The 13,773-nt window shown below is 67.1% G+C and carries 18 protein-coding genes; 8 read left to right on the top strand and 10 right to left on the bottom strand.

The features are described 5' to 3' along the window. Positions 1-447: 447 nt before the first annotated feature. Complete coding sequence (locus A5652_RS13860; RefSeq protein ID WP_067352030.1) at positions 448-840, bottom strand: (deoxy)nucleoside triphosphate pyrophosphohydrolase; 393 nt, start codon at positions 838-840, stop codon at positions 448-450. Between the two features lie 214 nt (positions 841-1,054). On the opposite strand from A5652_RS13860, the gene A5652_RS13865 reads away from it, so the two are divergent. Beyond that, entirely contained in the window at positions 1,055-1,828 is a 774-nt protein-coding gene (locus tag A5652_RS13865) for a DivIVA domain-containing protein (RefSeq protein ID WP_067351989.1), read from the top strand. A gap of 102 nt (positions 1,829-1,930) precedes the next feature. Next, positions 1,931-2,215, top strand: coding sequence for a 4a-hydroxytetrahydrobiopterin dehydratase (locus A5652_RS13870; RefSeq protein WP_067123565.1), 285 nt, complete (start codon positions 1,931-1,933; stop codon positions 2,213-2,215). Here the strand turns inward: A5652_RS13870 and A5652_RS13875 are convergent. Continuing rightward, complete coding sequence (locus tag A5652_RS13875) at positions 2,212-3,474, bottom strand: mannosyltransferase (RefSeq protein WP_067351992.1); 1,263 nt, start codon at positions 3,472-3,474, stop codon at positions 2,212-2,214. The two genes, A5652_RS13870 and A5652_RS13875, sit on opposite strands and share 4 nt — an antisense overlap. Before the next feature lie 188 nt (positions 3,475-3,662). Between A5652_RS13875 and A5652_RS13880 the strand changes: the two genes are divergently transcribed. Both A5652_RS13880 and A5652_RS13885 read left to right on the top strand, forming a co-directional pair. Further along, positions 3,663-4,412 carry a hypothetical protein gene (locus A5652_RS13880; protein ID WP_067351996.1) on the top strand — a complete coding sequence of 250 codons (750 nt, stop codon included), beginning with the start codon at positions 3,663-3,665 and terminating at the stop codon, positions 4,410-4,412. Positions 4,413-4,457: 45 nt separating this feature from the next. Next, on the top strand, positions 4,458-5,615 hold the full coding sequence (locus tag A5652_RS13885; protein WP_067351999.1) for a hypothetical protein: 1,158 nt from the start codon (positions 4,458-4,460) through the stop codon (positions 5,613-5,615). 86 nt (positions 5,616-5,701) lie between these two features. Here A5652_RS13885 and A5652_RS13890 read toward each other — a convergent pair whose 3' ends face one another. Together A5652_RS13890 and A5652_RS13895 are read right to left on the bottom strand one after the other, a co-directional pair. Beyond that, complete coding sequence (locus tag A5652_RS13890) at positions 5,702-5,848, bottom strand: hypothetical protein (RefSeq protein WP_003875447.1); 147 nt, start codon at positions 5,846-5,848, stop codon at positions 5,702-5,704. 28 nt (positions 5,849-5,876) lie between these two features. Beyond that, positions 5,877-6,449 (bottom strand): HhH-GPD-type base excision DNA repair protein, encoded by a 573-nt coding sequence (locus A5652_RS13895; RefSeq protein WP_067352002.1) that lies wholly within the window; start codon positions 6,447-6,449, stop codon positions 5,877-5,879. Positions 6,450-6,568: 119 nt separating this feature from the next. On the opposite strand from A5652_RS13895, the gene A5652_RS13900 reads away from it, so the two are divergent. Beyond that, complete coding sequence (locus A5652_RS13900; RefSeq protein WP_067352033.1) at positions 6,569-7,072, top strand: nuclear transport factor 2 family protein; 504 nt, start codon at positions 6,569-6,571, stop codon at positions 7,070-7,072. A 60-nt stretch (positions 7,073-7,132) separates the two neighbouring features. Here the strand turns inward: A5652_RS13900 and A5652_RS13905 are convergent, their stop codons facing one another. Both A5652_RS13905 and A5652_RS13910 read right to left on the bottom strand, forming a co-directional pair. Beyond that, positions 7,133-7,357, bottom strand: a complete 225-nt coding sequence (locus A5652_RS13905; RefSeq protein ID WP_067352006.1) for a DUF5302 domain-containing protein — start codon at positions 7,355-7,357, stop codon at positions 7,133-7,135. Positions 7,358-7,407: 50 nt separating this feature from the next. Then, positions 7,408-7,851 (bottom strand): PPOX class F420-dependent oxidoreductase, encoded by a 444-nt coding sequence (locus A5652_RS13910; protein WP_067352009.1) that lies wholly within the window; start codon positions 7,849-7,851, stop codon positions 7,408-7,410. Between the two features lie 75 nt (positions 7,852-7,926). Between A5652_RS13910 and A5652_RS13915 the strand changes: the two genes are divergently transcribed. After that, the gene (locus A5652_RS13915; protein ID WP_067352013.1) at positions 7,927-8,448 is read left to right on the top strand and encodes a DUF1697 domain-containing protein; all 522 of its coding nucleotides are present in this window, start codon (positions 7,927-7,929) and stop codon (positions 8,446-8,448) included. A gap of 59 nt (positions 8,449-8,507) precedes the next feature. Here the strand turns inward: A5652_RS13915 and A5652_RS13920 are convergent, their stop codons facing one another. Continuing rightward, a complete protein-coding gene (locus A5652_RS13920; RefSeq protein ID WP_067352016.1) occupies positions 8,508-8,873 on the bottom strand; it encodes a GntR family transcriptional regulator in 366 nt (121 codons plus the stop codon). 36 nt (positions 8,874-8,909) lie between these two features. Here A5652_RS13920 and A5652_RS13925 point away from each other — a divergent pair, with 36 nt between their 5' ends. Then, the gene (locus tag A5652_RS13925) at positions 8,910-9,623 is read left to right on the top strand and encodes an NAD-dependent deacylase (RefSeq protein ID WP_067352020.1); all 714 of its coding nucleotides are present in this window, start codon (positions 8,910-8,912) and stop codon (positions 9,621-9,623) included. Here the strand turns inward: A5652_RS13925 and A5652_RS13930 are convergent. After that, on the bottom strand, positions 9,612-10,265 hold the full coding sequence (locus A5652_RS13930; protein ID WP_067352023.1) for a class I SAM-dependent methyltransferase: 654 nt from the start codon (positions 10,263-10,265) through the stop codon (positions 9,612-9,614). The two genes, A5652_RS13925 and A5652_RS13930, sit on opposite strands and share 12 nt — an antisense overlap. 54 nt (positions 10,266-10,319) lie before the next feature. After that, complete coding sequence (locus tag A5652_RS13935) at positions 10,320-12,641, bottom strand: MMPL family transporter (protein ID WP_067352027.1); 2,322 nt, start codon at positions 12,639-12,641, stop codon at positions 10,320-10,322. Positions 12,642-12,950: 309 nt separating this feature from the next. Here A5652_RS13935 and A5652_RS28960 point away from each other — a divergent pair, with 309 nt between their 5' ends. Then, positions 12,951-13,073: a hypothetical protein gene (locus A5652_RS28960; RefSeq protein WP_156655929.1), complete on the top strand. Its 123-nt coding sequence runs from the start codon at positions 12,951-12,953 to the stop codon at positions 13,071-13,073. A gap of 145 nt (positions 13,074-13,218) precedes the next feature. Here A5652_RS28960 and A5652_RS13940 read toward each other — a convergent pair. Beyond that, positions 13,219-13,773 (bottom strand): SDR family NAD(P)-dependent oxidoreductase (locus A5652_RS13940; RefSeq protein WP_067352036.1); only part of this gene is annotated, 555 nt, incomplete at its 5' end.

The raw sequence follows: 13,773 nt of genomic DNA on the forward strand, positions 1-13,773 counted from the left end.
CGCAAAAACCGATGCTCATGCTGCCTTTTTCGAAGAACTGCCAACGCGCGGCGAACCCGATTTCGCACTCGGCCCAGACCTGTGCTGGTGCTGTATGGCCCTCCAGCCCGCGGGCCTGCAATGCCGCGTTGAGCCGATCCGAGCTGGTGCGGGCGGATGTATCACTGGGCCGAGTGCGAAATCGGGTTCGCCGCGCGTTGGCAGTTCTTCGAAAAAGGCAGCATGAGCATCGGTTTTTGCGCACCGGCAATCGAGCCGGCCCGGCACTTTGGCCGCGACGGCACGGTCTGAACAAGCATTCGGCTCGCTATCGGCACGCACATTCAGGGCAGCTTCGTGTGGCGTCGTTATTACAAGTCATATTGTTGTATTCAGTTCACTGCGAGGACCTGCAACGCGGCTGTACGTGAGCTGCCGAAAGTCTGTGGACTTGTTATGAGGTAGCCGTCAAAGGGCCCGCGTCAGGTCTCCCAACCAGCCACGATCGGCCGGCACCCAGTCGAGATCATGCAGCTCAGCCGCCGTGATCCAGCGCAACGCGCGGTGGTCTCGGGCGTCGGGTTCGCCCCGGATCAGGCGCACGCGGTAGGCCCGCAGCGTGAACCGGCCGTCCACCGCGATGTCGTCGCCAAGCCGGTCGCCCACGACGACGTCGCCTGCGGCCAGGCCCAGCTCCTCGGCCAGCTCGCGGGCCAGCGCGTCGCGCTCCGTTTCGGCGGGCCCCACCTTGCCGCCGGGCAGTTCCCAGCGGCCGGCCAGCTCCGGCGGGCGGGCGCGCTGTGCCACCAAGACCTTGGAGTCGCAGATCAGGGCGCCGGCGACGACAATCTGGGTCGGCATGGCCAGTGACGGTATACCGTCGGGCCCCTCGGCTGGACACGATGCCCTTGGCTCGCGAAGGCCGATGTCGGCCAACATGGCATCAAACCCTCGTGATATGGATCGAATTCCCTTGCAGCACAGCGGCTCTCTTACAGTTTGGGCGCGACCGTGGGATACTCGGCTCGAGGCGGTAACTATCTCCAATGGGCACTTCCAGGAATGGGGGTTGGCAATGAGCACCGAACCCGCAAAGACGTTTCCCCGCACCTTCAGGGGCTATGACACGGCCGCGGTCGATGCCTACATCCAAGTGTTGCTCGCGAAGCAGAAGTTCCTCATCGACGAAGTTCAGAACCTCAGAGCCCAGCGCAAAGAATCCGGCGATGAAGCGGCAGCGCTGCGCATTGAAGTCGCCTGCCTCGCCGATGAGGTCGCCCTGCTCTCGGACACCTCGCCGTCGCCCTACGCGATGCAACATCGGATGGCGAAGTTGCTGCGGCGCGCGCTCGATGAGATTTCCCAGATGCAGAGCGAGTCTCGCGCCGAGGTAGAAGCGTTGATCGCCCAGGCCGAGGCCGAGACCGAGGCTGCCCAGCGAGAGCACCGGGAGTTGCTGGCGGACATCGCCGCGCAGCGCAAGGCGGTGGAGACGGAATGTGCGGCAACCAGGAGAGAGTTCGACGCCGAACTCGCCCGGATGCGTGCTGAAGCCCAATCGTCGATCGATGAGGCGTGGCAGCAAGCCCAGTATGAGCGCGAACAACTCATCGCCGAGGCGAAACAGAGAGCTCGTCATTCCGATGAGCAGGCCCGGGCGGCGCTGGCCGAGTCGAATCAGCAACGAATCATGATCCTGGAGGAACTGATGGGCGTCGCCCGCGACCTGCAACGGGTTCCGGACATCCTCGAGTCGGCGTATCAGGAACGAAACAACCCGCCGGAAGAAAGCGTCGTGGTTCAGCTGGATCAGAAGAATCAGACGCCAGGTCCGGCTGTTGCCTCGTAGATGACCACTCGGGACGGCCGCAAATTCGGACCCGTCCCTGCCCCTTGATCAGCCGCGAAATCATCTCCCACGGCGCGGCCGGTGACGGTATACCGTCGAGGCATGGCTGTGTTAACGGATGAGCAAGTAGACGCCGCACTGCCCGATCTCACCGGATGGGAGCGCGCCGACGGCGCCCTGCGCCGCTCGATCAAATTTCCGAGTTTTCTCGCCGGCATCGATGCCGTACGCCGGGTGGGCGAGCACGCGGAGAGCAAGGACCATCACCCCGACATCGATATTCGTTGGCGGACAGTAACTTTCGCTCTTGTCACGCACTCCGAGGGTGGCATCACCAAAAACGACATCGACATGGCCCGCGACATCAACGGCATCGTCGACAACTAGAGTGCGGCCGGGCCCTTCTGCTCGGTCTCCCGGCTGCCGGTTGCCGCGATCCAGATCAACGTCGCCATCGCCGCCGCGATGTAGATGAGCTCGGCCCAGGCCAGGTACCACGGCCGGCTGATCTGCCAGATGGTCGGCTGGGCGAAGCTCAGCAACCACGGCACGCCGATCACGGTGAGGGCCAACCAGCCCCACCCGATGATCCGCGCGCCACGCAGCTCGTGCACCGGGCCGTGGATCGCCCAGATCATCAGCGGTACCAGCCACACCCAGTGATGGGTCCACGAAATCGGTGAGAGCAACAACCCGAACAACTCCACCACCAGCAGCCTGCCCAGCCGATCCGAGGAGTCCAGGGCACGCCAGGCCAGCACGGCCAGCACCGCGGTGACGGCGACGGCGGCGACCAGCGGGGGACCGAATCCGACGTCGTGGCCCAGGATCCGCGAAATGCCGCCGCGCCAGGACTGATTGAACGCGGTGGCGACCGGGCCCACCCGGTGGGCGTCGCCCAGCAGGTCGGTGAAGTAGTACCGCGTCTGATCACCGACGACCAACACCGAAATCCCAATCGTGGCAACGAAAACGACCGCTGAGAACACCGCCGCACCCCATCGGCGAGCGCCGACCAGGTAGACGCCGGTGATCGCGGGGGTCAACTTGATTCCCGCCGCCACCCCGACCAACAGCCCCGACAACCACCACCGCGTCGTGTACACCGCCCACAGCGCCGCGGTCATCAGCAACACGTTGACCTGGCCGTAGTCGAAGGTGCTACGCAGCGGCTCGATCCAGATGGCGGCCGCCGTCCACAACATCGCGACGCGCCGGCCGACGGCGCCGTCCGCGACGCCCATCAGACGCTGGCTGAGCCGGACCGCGCCGTACAGCGCCGCCATGGTTGCGATCTGCCATACGAAGGCAACGAGGCCGAACGGCAACAGGTGCAGTGGGTAGAAGACGACGGCCGCGAACGGCGGGTAGGTGAACGGCAGCGGGAAGTCCGGCGTCTGGTCTGCATAGACGTAGCTGTACAGAGTGCCGGGGTGGTCGATCGCGGCGGATCCGCCGAGGTACACGTGTAGGTCGACGAAGTTCGCGCCGTTGGGAGCCAGATACGTCCAGGCCAACCGCGCCGCGACGCTCGCGATGAGCAGCATCGGCGCGCCCACCTGAAGGGCGCTCGCCAACCGCTGGGGCTTGGATGCCGCCGGAGCGGCCGAGATGGTGTCTATCCGCCCGACTTTAGCGAGCGGGATACGCGCCGCAGCGCCGTCGTTCCCGCCTGAGCCGTCGGAGGCCCGTTAAAGGGCTTATTCGACGCGTTCGGTCACCGATGTCACTCGTATCCGTAACGAGTCTATAAATGCCACACGTGTCACTTGAGTCCCATCTGTATCAAAGTAACTTCAGCGCCGGACCTGTAATCGATCAATCAGGGAGAGTCATGCCAACCATCTGGACTTACATGCGTGCAGCCGCCGTCGTGGTCGGCTCGTCCGCAGCGCTATTGACGGGCGGTATCGCCCACGCCGACCCCGTGCCCGCCCCGGCCGTGCCGAACATTCCGCAGCAGCTGATCAGCTCGGCGGCCAACGCGCCACAGATCCTGCAGAACCTCGCGACCGCACTCGGCGCAACGCCGCCGGCGGCTCCGGCCACCCCGGGCATCAGCTTCCCGGGCGTTCCGGCGGCCACCTCGCCGGCAACCGCGGCGGCTCCGGCGGCGGGTCTTCCGTCGATTCCCGGATTGACCGCGCCGACCAGCCCCGGCGCCCCGGTGTCTTCTCCGGCGACCAGCCCCTTGGTTCCGGGCCTGGCGCAGTCGGCGACCCCCGCGGCGCCGTCGACGGCGACCGGCGGCATTCCGGGGATGATCCAGGGCCTGACCGGTGCGCAGCCGGCGGCTGCGAGTCCCGCCGCTCCGGCGGCCCCGTCGATCCCGGGCCTCCCGGCTATCCCGGGGCTGTCGGCACCGGCGGCACCGGCCGCTCCGCCCGCTCCGCAGCTTCCGCAGGCGCAGGTCAACATGCCGGCGCTGCCGGCCGGCCTGCCGGTCAGTGTGCCTCCGAAAGTGACGCTCCCGCAGGATCTGCCGGCGCTCGCTTCGGGTCAAGCTCCGGCCGCGCCCGGCGCACCCGCGCCGGCGCTCAGCCCCGCGGGACCGGCAGCGCCGCTGCTGGCCGCCCTGCCCTGATCAGTTCGTAAACGGCTAAACCACTACTGATAACCGGAGGACACCGTGGCAACCACTTGGAATCTGTCCAAAGGTTTGGCCGCTTTCGTCACGGCATCGGCTGTCGCGTTCGGGCTCTGCCCGGGCGCGGCAGCCGACCCGGCGGCGCCGCAGCCGATACCGCAACCGAATGCGGCCCAAGGGCTGCCGGGTCTGCCCGCCTTGTCGCAGCTGGGCCCGCTCATCCAGCAAGCGGCCACCGACCCGCAGCAAGCGACGCAGCTACTGATGGCCGCGGCGCAGGCTTTCGCCCACAACCCGAGCACGCCTAACGAGTCCAAAAACGTTGCGGCGGCGGTCAATCAATTCGTCGCCGAGCCCGCCGCGCCGGTCCAGCACGTGCCCGCGACAGGGGTGGAACCCGGTTTGCAGGCCCACCTGCCGTCCGGCATCGACCCGGCTCACGCGGCCGGCCCCGCTGCCGCTCCGGCACCCGCTGCGGCTCCGGCACCCGCCGCCACTCCAGCACCCGCCGCCGCTCCAACTGCGGCTCCGGCGCCCGAGGCGCACCTGCCCGCCGGCACCGACCCGGCCCACGCGGCAGGTCCCGCCCCCGCTGAGGTGCCCGCCGCACCGGGTCCGGCGGAATGGTCGAAGGCGCCCGTCGCCGCGCCGGTTCCGGCACCACCGGCACCAGCAGCTGCACCACCGGCACCGGCCGCGGCACCCCCGGCGGCGCCTCCCGCACCGGAAGCCGCACCGGCGCCGGCACCGGCACCCGCTCCCGCGGCGGCGGCCCCGGGCTTCGGCCCTGACACGCCGCCCACGCAGGACTTCATGTACCCGTCGATCGGTACCAATTGCCTCGCGGACGGCACCAATGCCATCGCCACCGCGCTGTCGGTCGCGGGGCCGGCCAAGATTCCGCTCCCCGGCCCGGGGCCCGGCCAGACCGCCTACGTGTTCACCGCGGTCGGCACACCCGGACCCGCCGAGGTGCAGAAGCTGCCGCTGAATGTCACCTGGGTGAACCTGACCACCGGCAAGTCCGGGACCGTCGCGCTCAAGCCGCGCCCGGACATCAATCCGGAGGGGCCGACGACACTGAGCGCGATCGCCGACACCGGCTCGGGCAGCGTGATGTCGACGATCTTCGGGCAGGTCACCACCAAGGAAAAGCAGTGCCAGTTCCTGCCCACCATCGGCTCGACGGTGGTGCCGTAAAGGACCGGCGCCGCCACCGTCTCGTCGCCTGCGGATGCGCGTGTCCCCGAGCGGGGCACGCGCATTCGCGTCGGGCGGGTGCCGCGCTAGTACGCCATGAACAGGATGGCGTCGCGGTCGTACTCGAGGCCAGGATGGACGCTGGCGAGGTGAGCTTGGGTCAGCTCGACCAGTTCGTCCTCATCCTTGCCGACGATGGCTTCGCCGCACGGACACGTTATGTGCGTCTTCACGTTGTCGCCCTTTCCTTCTGTGGACCATCTACTTCGCCGCTTTGGCTGCCGCTTTCATCTGCTTCTTGTACGCGCGCACTTTCCCCATCGATTGGGCGTCGACGATGTCGGCGACGGAGATGTGCGCACCGGCCCGGCCGAAGTCCCCCGCGGCCGCGCGCCAGCCTTTCGGTGTCACGCCGTACTGCTTGCCCAGCAGTGCCAAAAAGATCTGCGCCTTGACGTCCCCGAATCCAGGCAATCCCTTGATCCGCCGCAGCAGCTCGCTTCCGTCGGGGTCGCCGGCAGTCCACAATCCGGCCGCGTCGCCGTCGTAGCGGTCCACGATGATCTGCGCCAGCGTTTGGATGCGCTTGGCCATCGATCCCGGAAAGCGGTGTATCGCAGGCCTTTGCGAGCACAACGCGGCGAACTTGTCCGGGTCGTAGTCCGCAATTTGGGCGGCATCGAGGCTGCCCATCCGGTCCGCGATCTTCTTCGGTCCGGCGAACGCCGTCTCGAAGGGGACCTGCTGGTCGAGAACCATCCCGATGAGCAACGCCAACGGACTCTCGTCCAGCAGCTCGTCGGCCTCAGGATCTTGAGCGAGGCAAAGTTTCACCGTCAACGATCTTCCTTCCGCGCAGCACCCTGGGACCGCGGGCCCATTGCCGCAAGACTACTCACCAGCAATGACCGGGTTATCGTGGCGTAGTGGTGGATGAGAGCAAGCTGGCACTGATGCTGGCTCGCGACGAGCTGCATCAGCTCGTCACCGCCTACTGCAGGGCCGTCGACCGCGCCGACTACGACACGCTGCGTAGCCTGTACCACCCCGAGGCGACCGATTCGCACGGCTCGTTTTCGACCGGGGGCGTCGAACAGTTCATCGCACAACTGGTTGCCGCGGAACCGTATGTGCGTGTGTCCCAACACAACATCACCACCACGAACTTCGACGTCGAAGGCGACACGGCCCGCGGCGAGATCTACTGCCTGGTGTTCCACACCTTCGCCGGCCCCGGTCACGACATCGACGTCATCATCGGCGGGCGATACCTAGACATGTACGCCAAACACGACGGCCACTGGAAGTTCCGCCAACGCACCATCGTGGCGGACTGGGCATACCAAAACAACCCGTCCCGGGTGAACTTCGAACATCCGAGCACCCGGGGAAGCCTGCGCGGCAAGCCCGGCCAAGCGGACCCGTCGATCGGTCGATTCACAGCGCCGAAAGGCTGAGTCGTCATCCGCGAAAAGCGCTGAGAAGCAACATGATTGCCAGCCAGCGCCCAGCGGCCGTCAGCCGCTCTTACGGCGGAATTCCCGGCGGCTTCCCACCGCGCCGTGCGCACGCGACTGCTTGGGAGCGCCGTCCTTGTGGTCGGATCCGCCCGAGGATTTCGCCATCTTGCGGTCGAGGGCTTCGCGGAATCTGCGCTTGGTGTCGTCGTCCGATCCCGGCGATCCAGTGGCGCCCGAAGACTCCGACGACTTCGAACTCTGCCGCGCATTCGAATCAGCCATACGGGGCAGCCTAGCCCGCGTATGCCGAAATGGTTCGGCAGACGCCGCGGCTACCGCTTCCCCGGCGGCATGCCGTACAGGTGGGAGATCGGCAGCGTCAGCAGCACCCGCCGGTCGGTGACCATGGCCTGCCGGTATTCGTCCCAGTCCGGGTGTTCACCGGCGATGTTGCGATACAACGCAATCAGCGCCTCCACGGTGTCGTCATTGGGCGCGGCCGCCGGGGGTGTCAGCTCGGCGGTTCCCTCCGCGACGGCGTACGACCATCCGTCGTCGGCGTCGACCAGGATCGAAGCCCGCGGGTCCCGACGCAGGTTGCGGGTCTTGGCGCGCGGCTCGGTAATCGACACCTGGATCGCCATGCTGCGCGGGTCGAAGTGGTAACTCACGTTCGAGAGCTGGGGCCGCCCGTCACGTTTGATGGTGGCCAGCACCCCAAGGGAGTGTCCGCTGATCAAGGCCAGCAATTTGTCGTCGAAGACTTGGCGTCCCATGACGAAAGCCTACGTCGCCCATGCCCGGGGCGGGCCGGGGTACTCGTTGCGGGGCCGACCTGGTGGAATCGGGGCATGACCAAGTACGCGGCCTTCCTGCGTGGCGTCAACGTGGGGGGCGTCAATCTGAAGATGGCCGATGTGGCGGCCGCGCTGACCGAGGCGGGGTTCACCGAGGTCCGAACCATTCTGGCGACCGGCAACGTGCTGCTGGAATCGGCCGCCGGCGTGGCGTCGGTGCGCAAAAAGGCCGAAGCCGCGTTGCGGGACCGGTTCGGCTACGACGCTTGGGTGCTGGCCTACGACATCGACACGGTGCGCGGCGTGGTCGACGCCTACCCGTTCGAACGTGAGCCGGACGGCTATCAGTCCTACGTCACGTTCGTCGCCGACGCCGCCGTGCTGGACGAGCTCGCCGCGCTGGGCAAGGACGCGGGTCGCGACGAGAAGATCCGCCCCGGTGACGGCGTCCTCTATTGGCAGGTGCCCAAGGGCAGCACGCTGGACAGCAGCATCGGCAAGACGATGGGTAAGCCGCGGTACAAGTCGTCGACCACGACGCGCAACCTGCGCACGCTGGAGAAAGTGTTGCGCTGAGCGGCCACCAGACAGTCTGTGCGCCAGAGATTTTCGATGCACGTCAGGCACCGCACCCATCACTCGTCGGGCACCGCTTCGATGTAGCGCACCGCGTCGTCCTTGTCCAACCCGAGTCCGCGCGCAACCCGGACGTACTCGCGGGCCGCGGCCGCCATCGCGGCGTCGGTCGGGTCGTAGCGTGCGATGAAAGTGCCGAAACGCCCGCGGGTTTCGATGATGGCGGAGGTCTCCAGCTCCCGGTAGGCGCGCGCCACGGTGTTGACCGCGACGCCGAGCTGGCCGGCCAGATCCCGAACGGTCGGCAGGCGGGTGCCGGGCGGCAGCGCGCCCTCCCGGACTCCGTCGATGACCTGCGTCCTGAGCTGGTCGAACAGCGGCTTTCCCGCCTTCATGTCGACCTTCAACCAGTCACCCAGCTCCACCCGTTCAGTATCCCCCACTCCGGCTATGTTGGGGGGATGCGAATTGCCGTGCTCAGCGGCGCGGGGATCTCCGCGGAAAGCGGTGTGCCGACCTTCCGCGATGACAAGAACGGGTTGTGGGCGCGCTTCGACCCTTACGAGCTGTCCAGCACGCAGGGCTGGCGCGACAACCCGCAGCGGGTTTGGGGCTGGTACCTGTGGCGCCACTACCTGGTAGCCGACGTCCAACCGAATGCGGGCCATCGCGCCATCGCCGCCTGGCAGGACGATGCCCAGGTCAGCGTCATCACTCAGAACGTCGACGACCTGCACGAGCGCGCGGGTAGCCACTCGGTTCATCATCTGCACGGCAGTCTGTTCGAATTCCGTTGTGCGCGTTGCGCTACGCGTTACTCCGGTGCGCTGCCCGCGATGCCCGAACCAGCGTTGGAGGTGGATCCACCGGTATGTCACTGCGGGGGCCTCATCCGACCCGACATCGTATGGTTCGGTGAACAGCTGCCCGACGAGCCGTGGCGGCGCGCCGTCGAGGCGACCGAGGCGGCCGACGTGATGGTGGTCGTCGGGACCTCGGCGATCGTCTATCCGGCGGCCGGGCTGGCCGAGCTGGCCCTGTCCCGCGGCACCGCCGTCATCGAGGTCAATCCCGAGGTGACTCCGTTGTCTGGCAGCGTGACGGTCAGCATGCGTGAGACGGCCAGCCAGGCTCTGCCCGACCTGCTGCAACGGCTACCGGCCCTACTGAACTGATCCGACGCCGGGTCGGGGCCGGCGCGCGCGCCCGAGCAGTAGCTCGGAGACCGGCATCGGCGCCCAGGAAGGCAACGTGAACTCCCGCCGCGACGTGTCGACCTCGAATCCCGCCTCGACGATCGCGCGCTCGGTATCCCGATGTGTGTGGCAATTGCCGAAGAGCCGCGGCCACAACGTCGCATCGACAAAACGCTGAAGGCGGCCCCGCGCGCCGGCACTGGCGATGTGCTCGAGATAACGCAGCTCCCCGCCCGGCCTCAGCAATGAGTACAGGCGCCGCAACACATCTCCCGGGTCGTCCACCGAACACAACACCAGCGAGCACACCACCGCGTCGAACGGCTCCACGTCGCTGAACGCTTCGACCGTGTCGCCGGTCACGACGACGCGGGTGGGCACCGCATCGGCGGCGGCACGGGCCAGGGCGGCCAGCCGCGGTTCGGGCTCCACCGCGATCACCTCGTCGACGGAGTCCGGGTAGTGGGCAAAGTTCGTGCCGATTCCCGCGCCGACTTCCAGCACCCGGCCGCGCAGGCCGGCTAGATTCTCCCGGCGCATGGCCCGGATCGCCTCGACTTCATGGGTGGCGACGAACGGCCAGATCCGCGCAAAGAGGGGGTGATCAACTGCCGTCGTCATACCAACCCTCCAGCTCGGATGAGCCCCACAATAAGGTCCCGACACACGGCGGCGTCAACCGATGTTGGCGACCGGCTCGGGGAGCTCGACCGATCCTCCAGTCGGCTCGAGGCTTTCGACGGTCTCTTCGGCCGCTTTCTCGCTGAAGCCGAACCGGTCGTGCAGCCACGCCAGGGGTCTGGGCGCCCACCAATTCCATCGGCCCATCACATGCATGAAGGCCGGGACGACCACCATCCGCACCAGGGTGGCGTCGGCGAACACGGCAAGCGTCAGGCCGAGGCCGAACATCCTCATGAACGAGACGTGGGCCGCGATCAGCGCGGCGAACGACATCGACATCACCAAGGCGGCCGCGGTGATCACCCGGCCGGTGCGGGCTACGCCGAGTGCCACGCTCTCGTCGTTGGCCGCGTGGGCTTGCTTCGCCGTCGGCCTCGCCGGTCGGGCGGCGCCGGACGCCAGCCAATACTCGCGGATCCGGGCTAGCAGAAACACCTCATAGTCCATGGACAACCCGAAGGCGATGCAGAACAGCAGCACCGGCATGTTCGCCACCAGCGTGCCGCTCGGCGTCGTTCCGAGCGCACCCAGGTGGCCCTCCTGGAAGATCCACACCAACGCCCCGAAGGCCGCAGTCAACGACAGGACGTTGCAGGCCAGCGCCTTGGCCGGCAGCAGCACGCTGCCGGTGAGCAGAAACAGCAACGCGAAGGTGATCGCCGCCATCAACCCGAGGACAAGCGGAAGCCGGTCCGTCACGGCATCGATGCTGTCGCGATTCACCTGCGCCAGCCCGCCCATCTCGACGGCTCGGCCCGCGGGCCCGGGCACCTCGTGCAACCGCTCGAGCTGGAGGCCGTTCGCCGTGGAAAACAGCGGCGCCGTGCTGCTGACGGTGAGAAACGCGCTGCCGCCGGCCAGCCCAGTGGGCCCGGCGGGCGGTCCCACGCGGTTGCCGTCAGTGAAGGTGCCGCCAGGGCTTGACACCGCCGAGACGTCGGCCACCCTCGACAGACTGGCGGCGTAGTTGTCGAGGTCGGACGGGCTCAGGCTTTTGGCATCGGGGATGACGACGGACACCGACGTCGCCGAGTCATGCGCGAAATCGTTGCGCAGCCGGTCGCCGACCTGATGCGACGACGCCGACCGCGGCAGCACCCGGTCGTCCGGAAAGCCCCACGTCACGCGGAGGAACGGATACCCGAGCAGCAGCAACAACGCGACGGCGGTCAGGCCGATCGGCGCCCAGCGACGCATCACGAGCCTGGTCGACCGATACCAGAACCACTCCTCGACGCGGCGATGCACCGGCTCGGGGCGTCGCGATATCCGCCGCGCCAGGCGGCGCACGTCCAGCGCGTCCAGTCGGGGGCCAAGCAGGACGATCGCGGCCGGGGTGAGCACAATCGAGGCGACGGCGACGAAGGCAACGGTTGCCACCCCGGCGTAGGCGAACGACTTGAGGAAGTACATCGGGAACGCCACCGTCGCCGACATCGACAACGCCACGGTGACTGCGGAGAACAGCACGGTGCGGCCGGAGGTGGCCATGGTCCGGATCAGCGCTTCGTCGCGGTCGTGGCCCTCGGCCAACTCGTCGCGATATCGGCTGACGATCAACAGGGTGTAGTCGATGGCCAGGGCCAGGCCCAGCGCGGTGCTCAGGTTGAGGGCGAAGATCGATACCTCGGTGGTGTAAGTGATCAGGCGCAACACCGACATCGAACCGACGACGGCCAGCGCGCCCAGCGCCATCGGCAGCGCCGCCGCGAGCAGCCCGCCGAACACCCAGATCAGCACCAGGAAGCTCAGCGGCAGGGCGATCATCTCCATCACCAGCAGATCGGCCTGGTTCTGCGTGTTGATCTGCGCGTACTGCATCGCCGCGCCGCCCGCCCGCACGGTGACGCCGTCACGGTCGTGGATGAACTGGTCCGCCAACGTCTGGGCGTTGCTCTGGGCGTAGTCCTCGCCGCCTTTGAGGTTGACCACGATGAGTCCGGACTTGCCGTCGCGGCTCACGAGGTCCGCCGAAGCTTGTGGAGGCGCCGTCCACGGCGAGGAGACGTTGTAGACGAGCGGGGACTTTTGCAGCCCGTCAACGAGGTCGGTGCCCACCTTGCGGGCCGGTTCGCTGTTGGTGCCTCCCGGCGCGGTCACCAGGATCAGCACCTGCTGGCCGCTCTGGCCGAACTTGTCGCTCAACACGCTGATGGCGCGGCCCGACTCGGAGTTCGGGTCTTGAAAGCCACCAGGCGACAGGCTCTTGGCGACGGGGACGCCGAAGACGGCGGCGGCGATGAAAACCAGGACACCGAGGGCGATGATGCGGCGGGGCGCCCGGATCGCGACTCGGGCGGTCTGCTGCAGCATTTCGAGCCCTTCCGCTGCCGGTGCCCCATTGCGCTGGCCGCTCATTTGTCGGCGCCAGCGCAACAAGCGCTAATTTGCACACGTCGAACAGTGCACTCCCTTTAACACGCAGTGCCCGCCCGAACCGTTCAACCCCGCTTTCTAAACCGCTTGGACATTAAGAATCCGACCAGAAAATGTGTCGCAAGTAAGCAGCTCACGGCCCAAATCGCGCGGTGAACGGCGGCCACCCTACTGGCCGGTAAATTGCCAACATTTTCCGAATCGTGACTCAAAGATTCCTTAATGGTGGCCCATACGCTCAGTGTCATGTGGATCGACGACACAAGTGCCGACGTCATCAAAGTTGACTTCGATGCCCTCTACCACGGCGACGTGCTGGTAGAAGGCGAGACCTCGGAGCAGTTCGACGAACTGCAAGCCGCGAGCTGAGGCAAGCCATGAGCATGCTTGCCCGGCTGTTGATGGCCGAACCGAACGTCAGTCGATGGTTTCGCAAGTAACCACTGATCCTCGTTGTCACGAAAGCCCCCCGCCGGTGTGCGGGGGGCTTTCGTTTTGCCCGCGGCGGTGCGGCTCAGCGAGGCGCCATGCGGATGGCGCCGTCCAGGCGGATGACCTCGCCGTTGAGCATCGGGTTCTCGACGATGTGGACGGCCAGGGCGCCGTACTCGTCGGGATCTCCTAGGCGGGCGGGGTGCGGCACCTGCTTGCCCAGCGACGCCTGCGCCTCCTCGGGCAGCGATCCCAGCAGCGGGGTCTTGAAAAGGCCGGGCGCGATGGTCACCACGCGGATGAGCTCGCGCGACAGGTCGCGCGCGATCGGCAGTGTCATGCCGACGACGCCGCCCTTGGACGCCGAGTACGCGGCCTGGCCGATCTGGCCCTCGAACGCGGCGACGGATGCGGTGTTGATGATGACGCCCCGCTCCTCACCGACCGGCTCGGTCTTGGCGATGCGCTCGGCGGCCAGCCGCAGCACGTTGAAGGTGCCGATCAGGTTGACCCCGATCACCTTCTTGAATCCGTCCAGCGGGAATGGCCCGTCCTTGGACAGGGTCTTGATGGCGTTGCCGATGCCGGCGCAGTTGACGTTGATCCGCAGCGTGCCCATCGACTCCGCGGCGTCCAG

This window comes from Mycobacterium sp. 1165178.9 (assembly GCF_001673555.1).
Lineage (GTDB): Bacteria > Actinomycetota > Actinomycetes > Mycobacteriales > Mycobacteriaceae > Mycobacterium.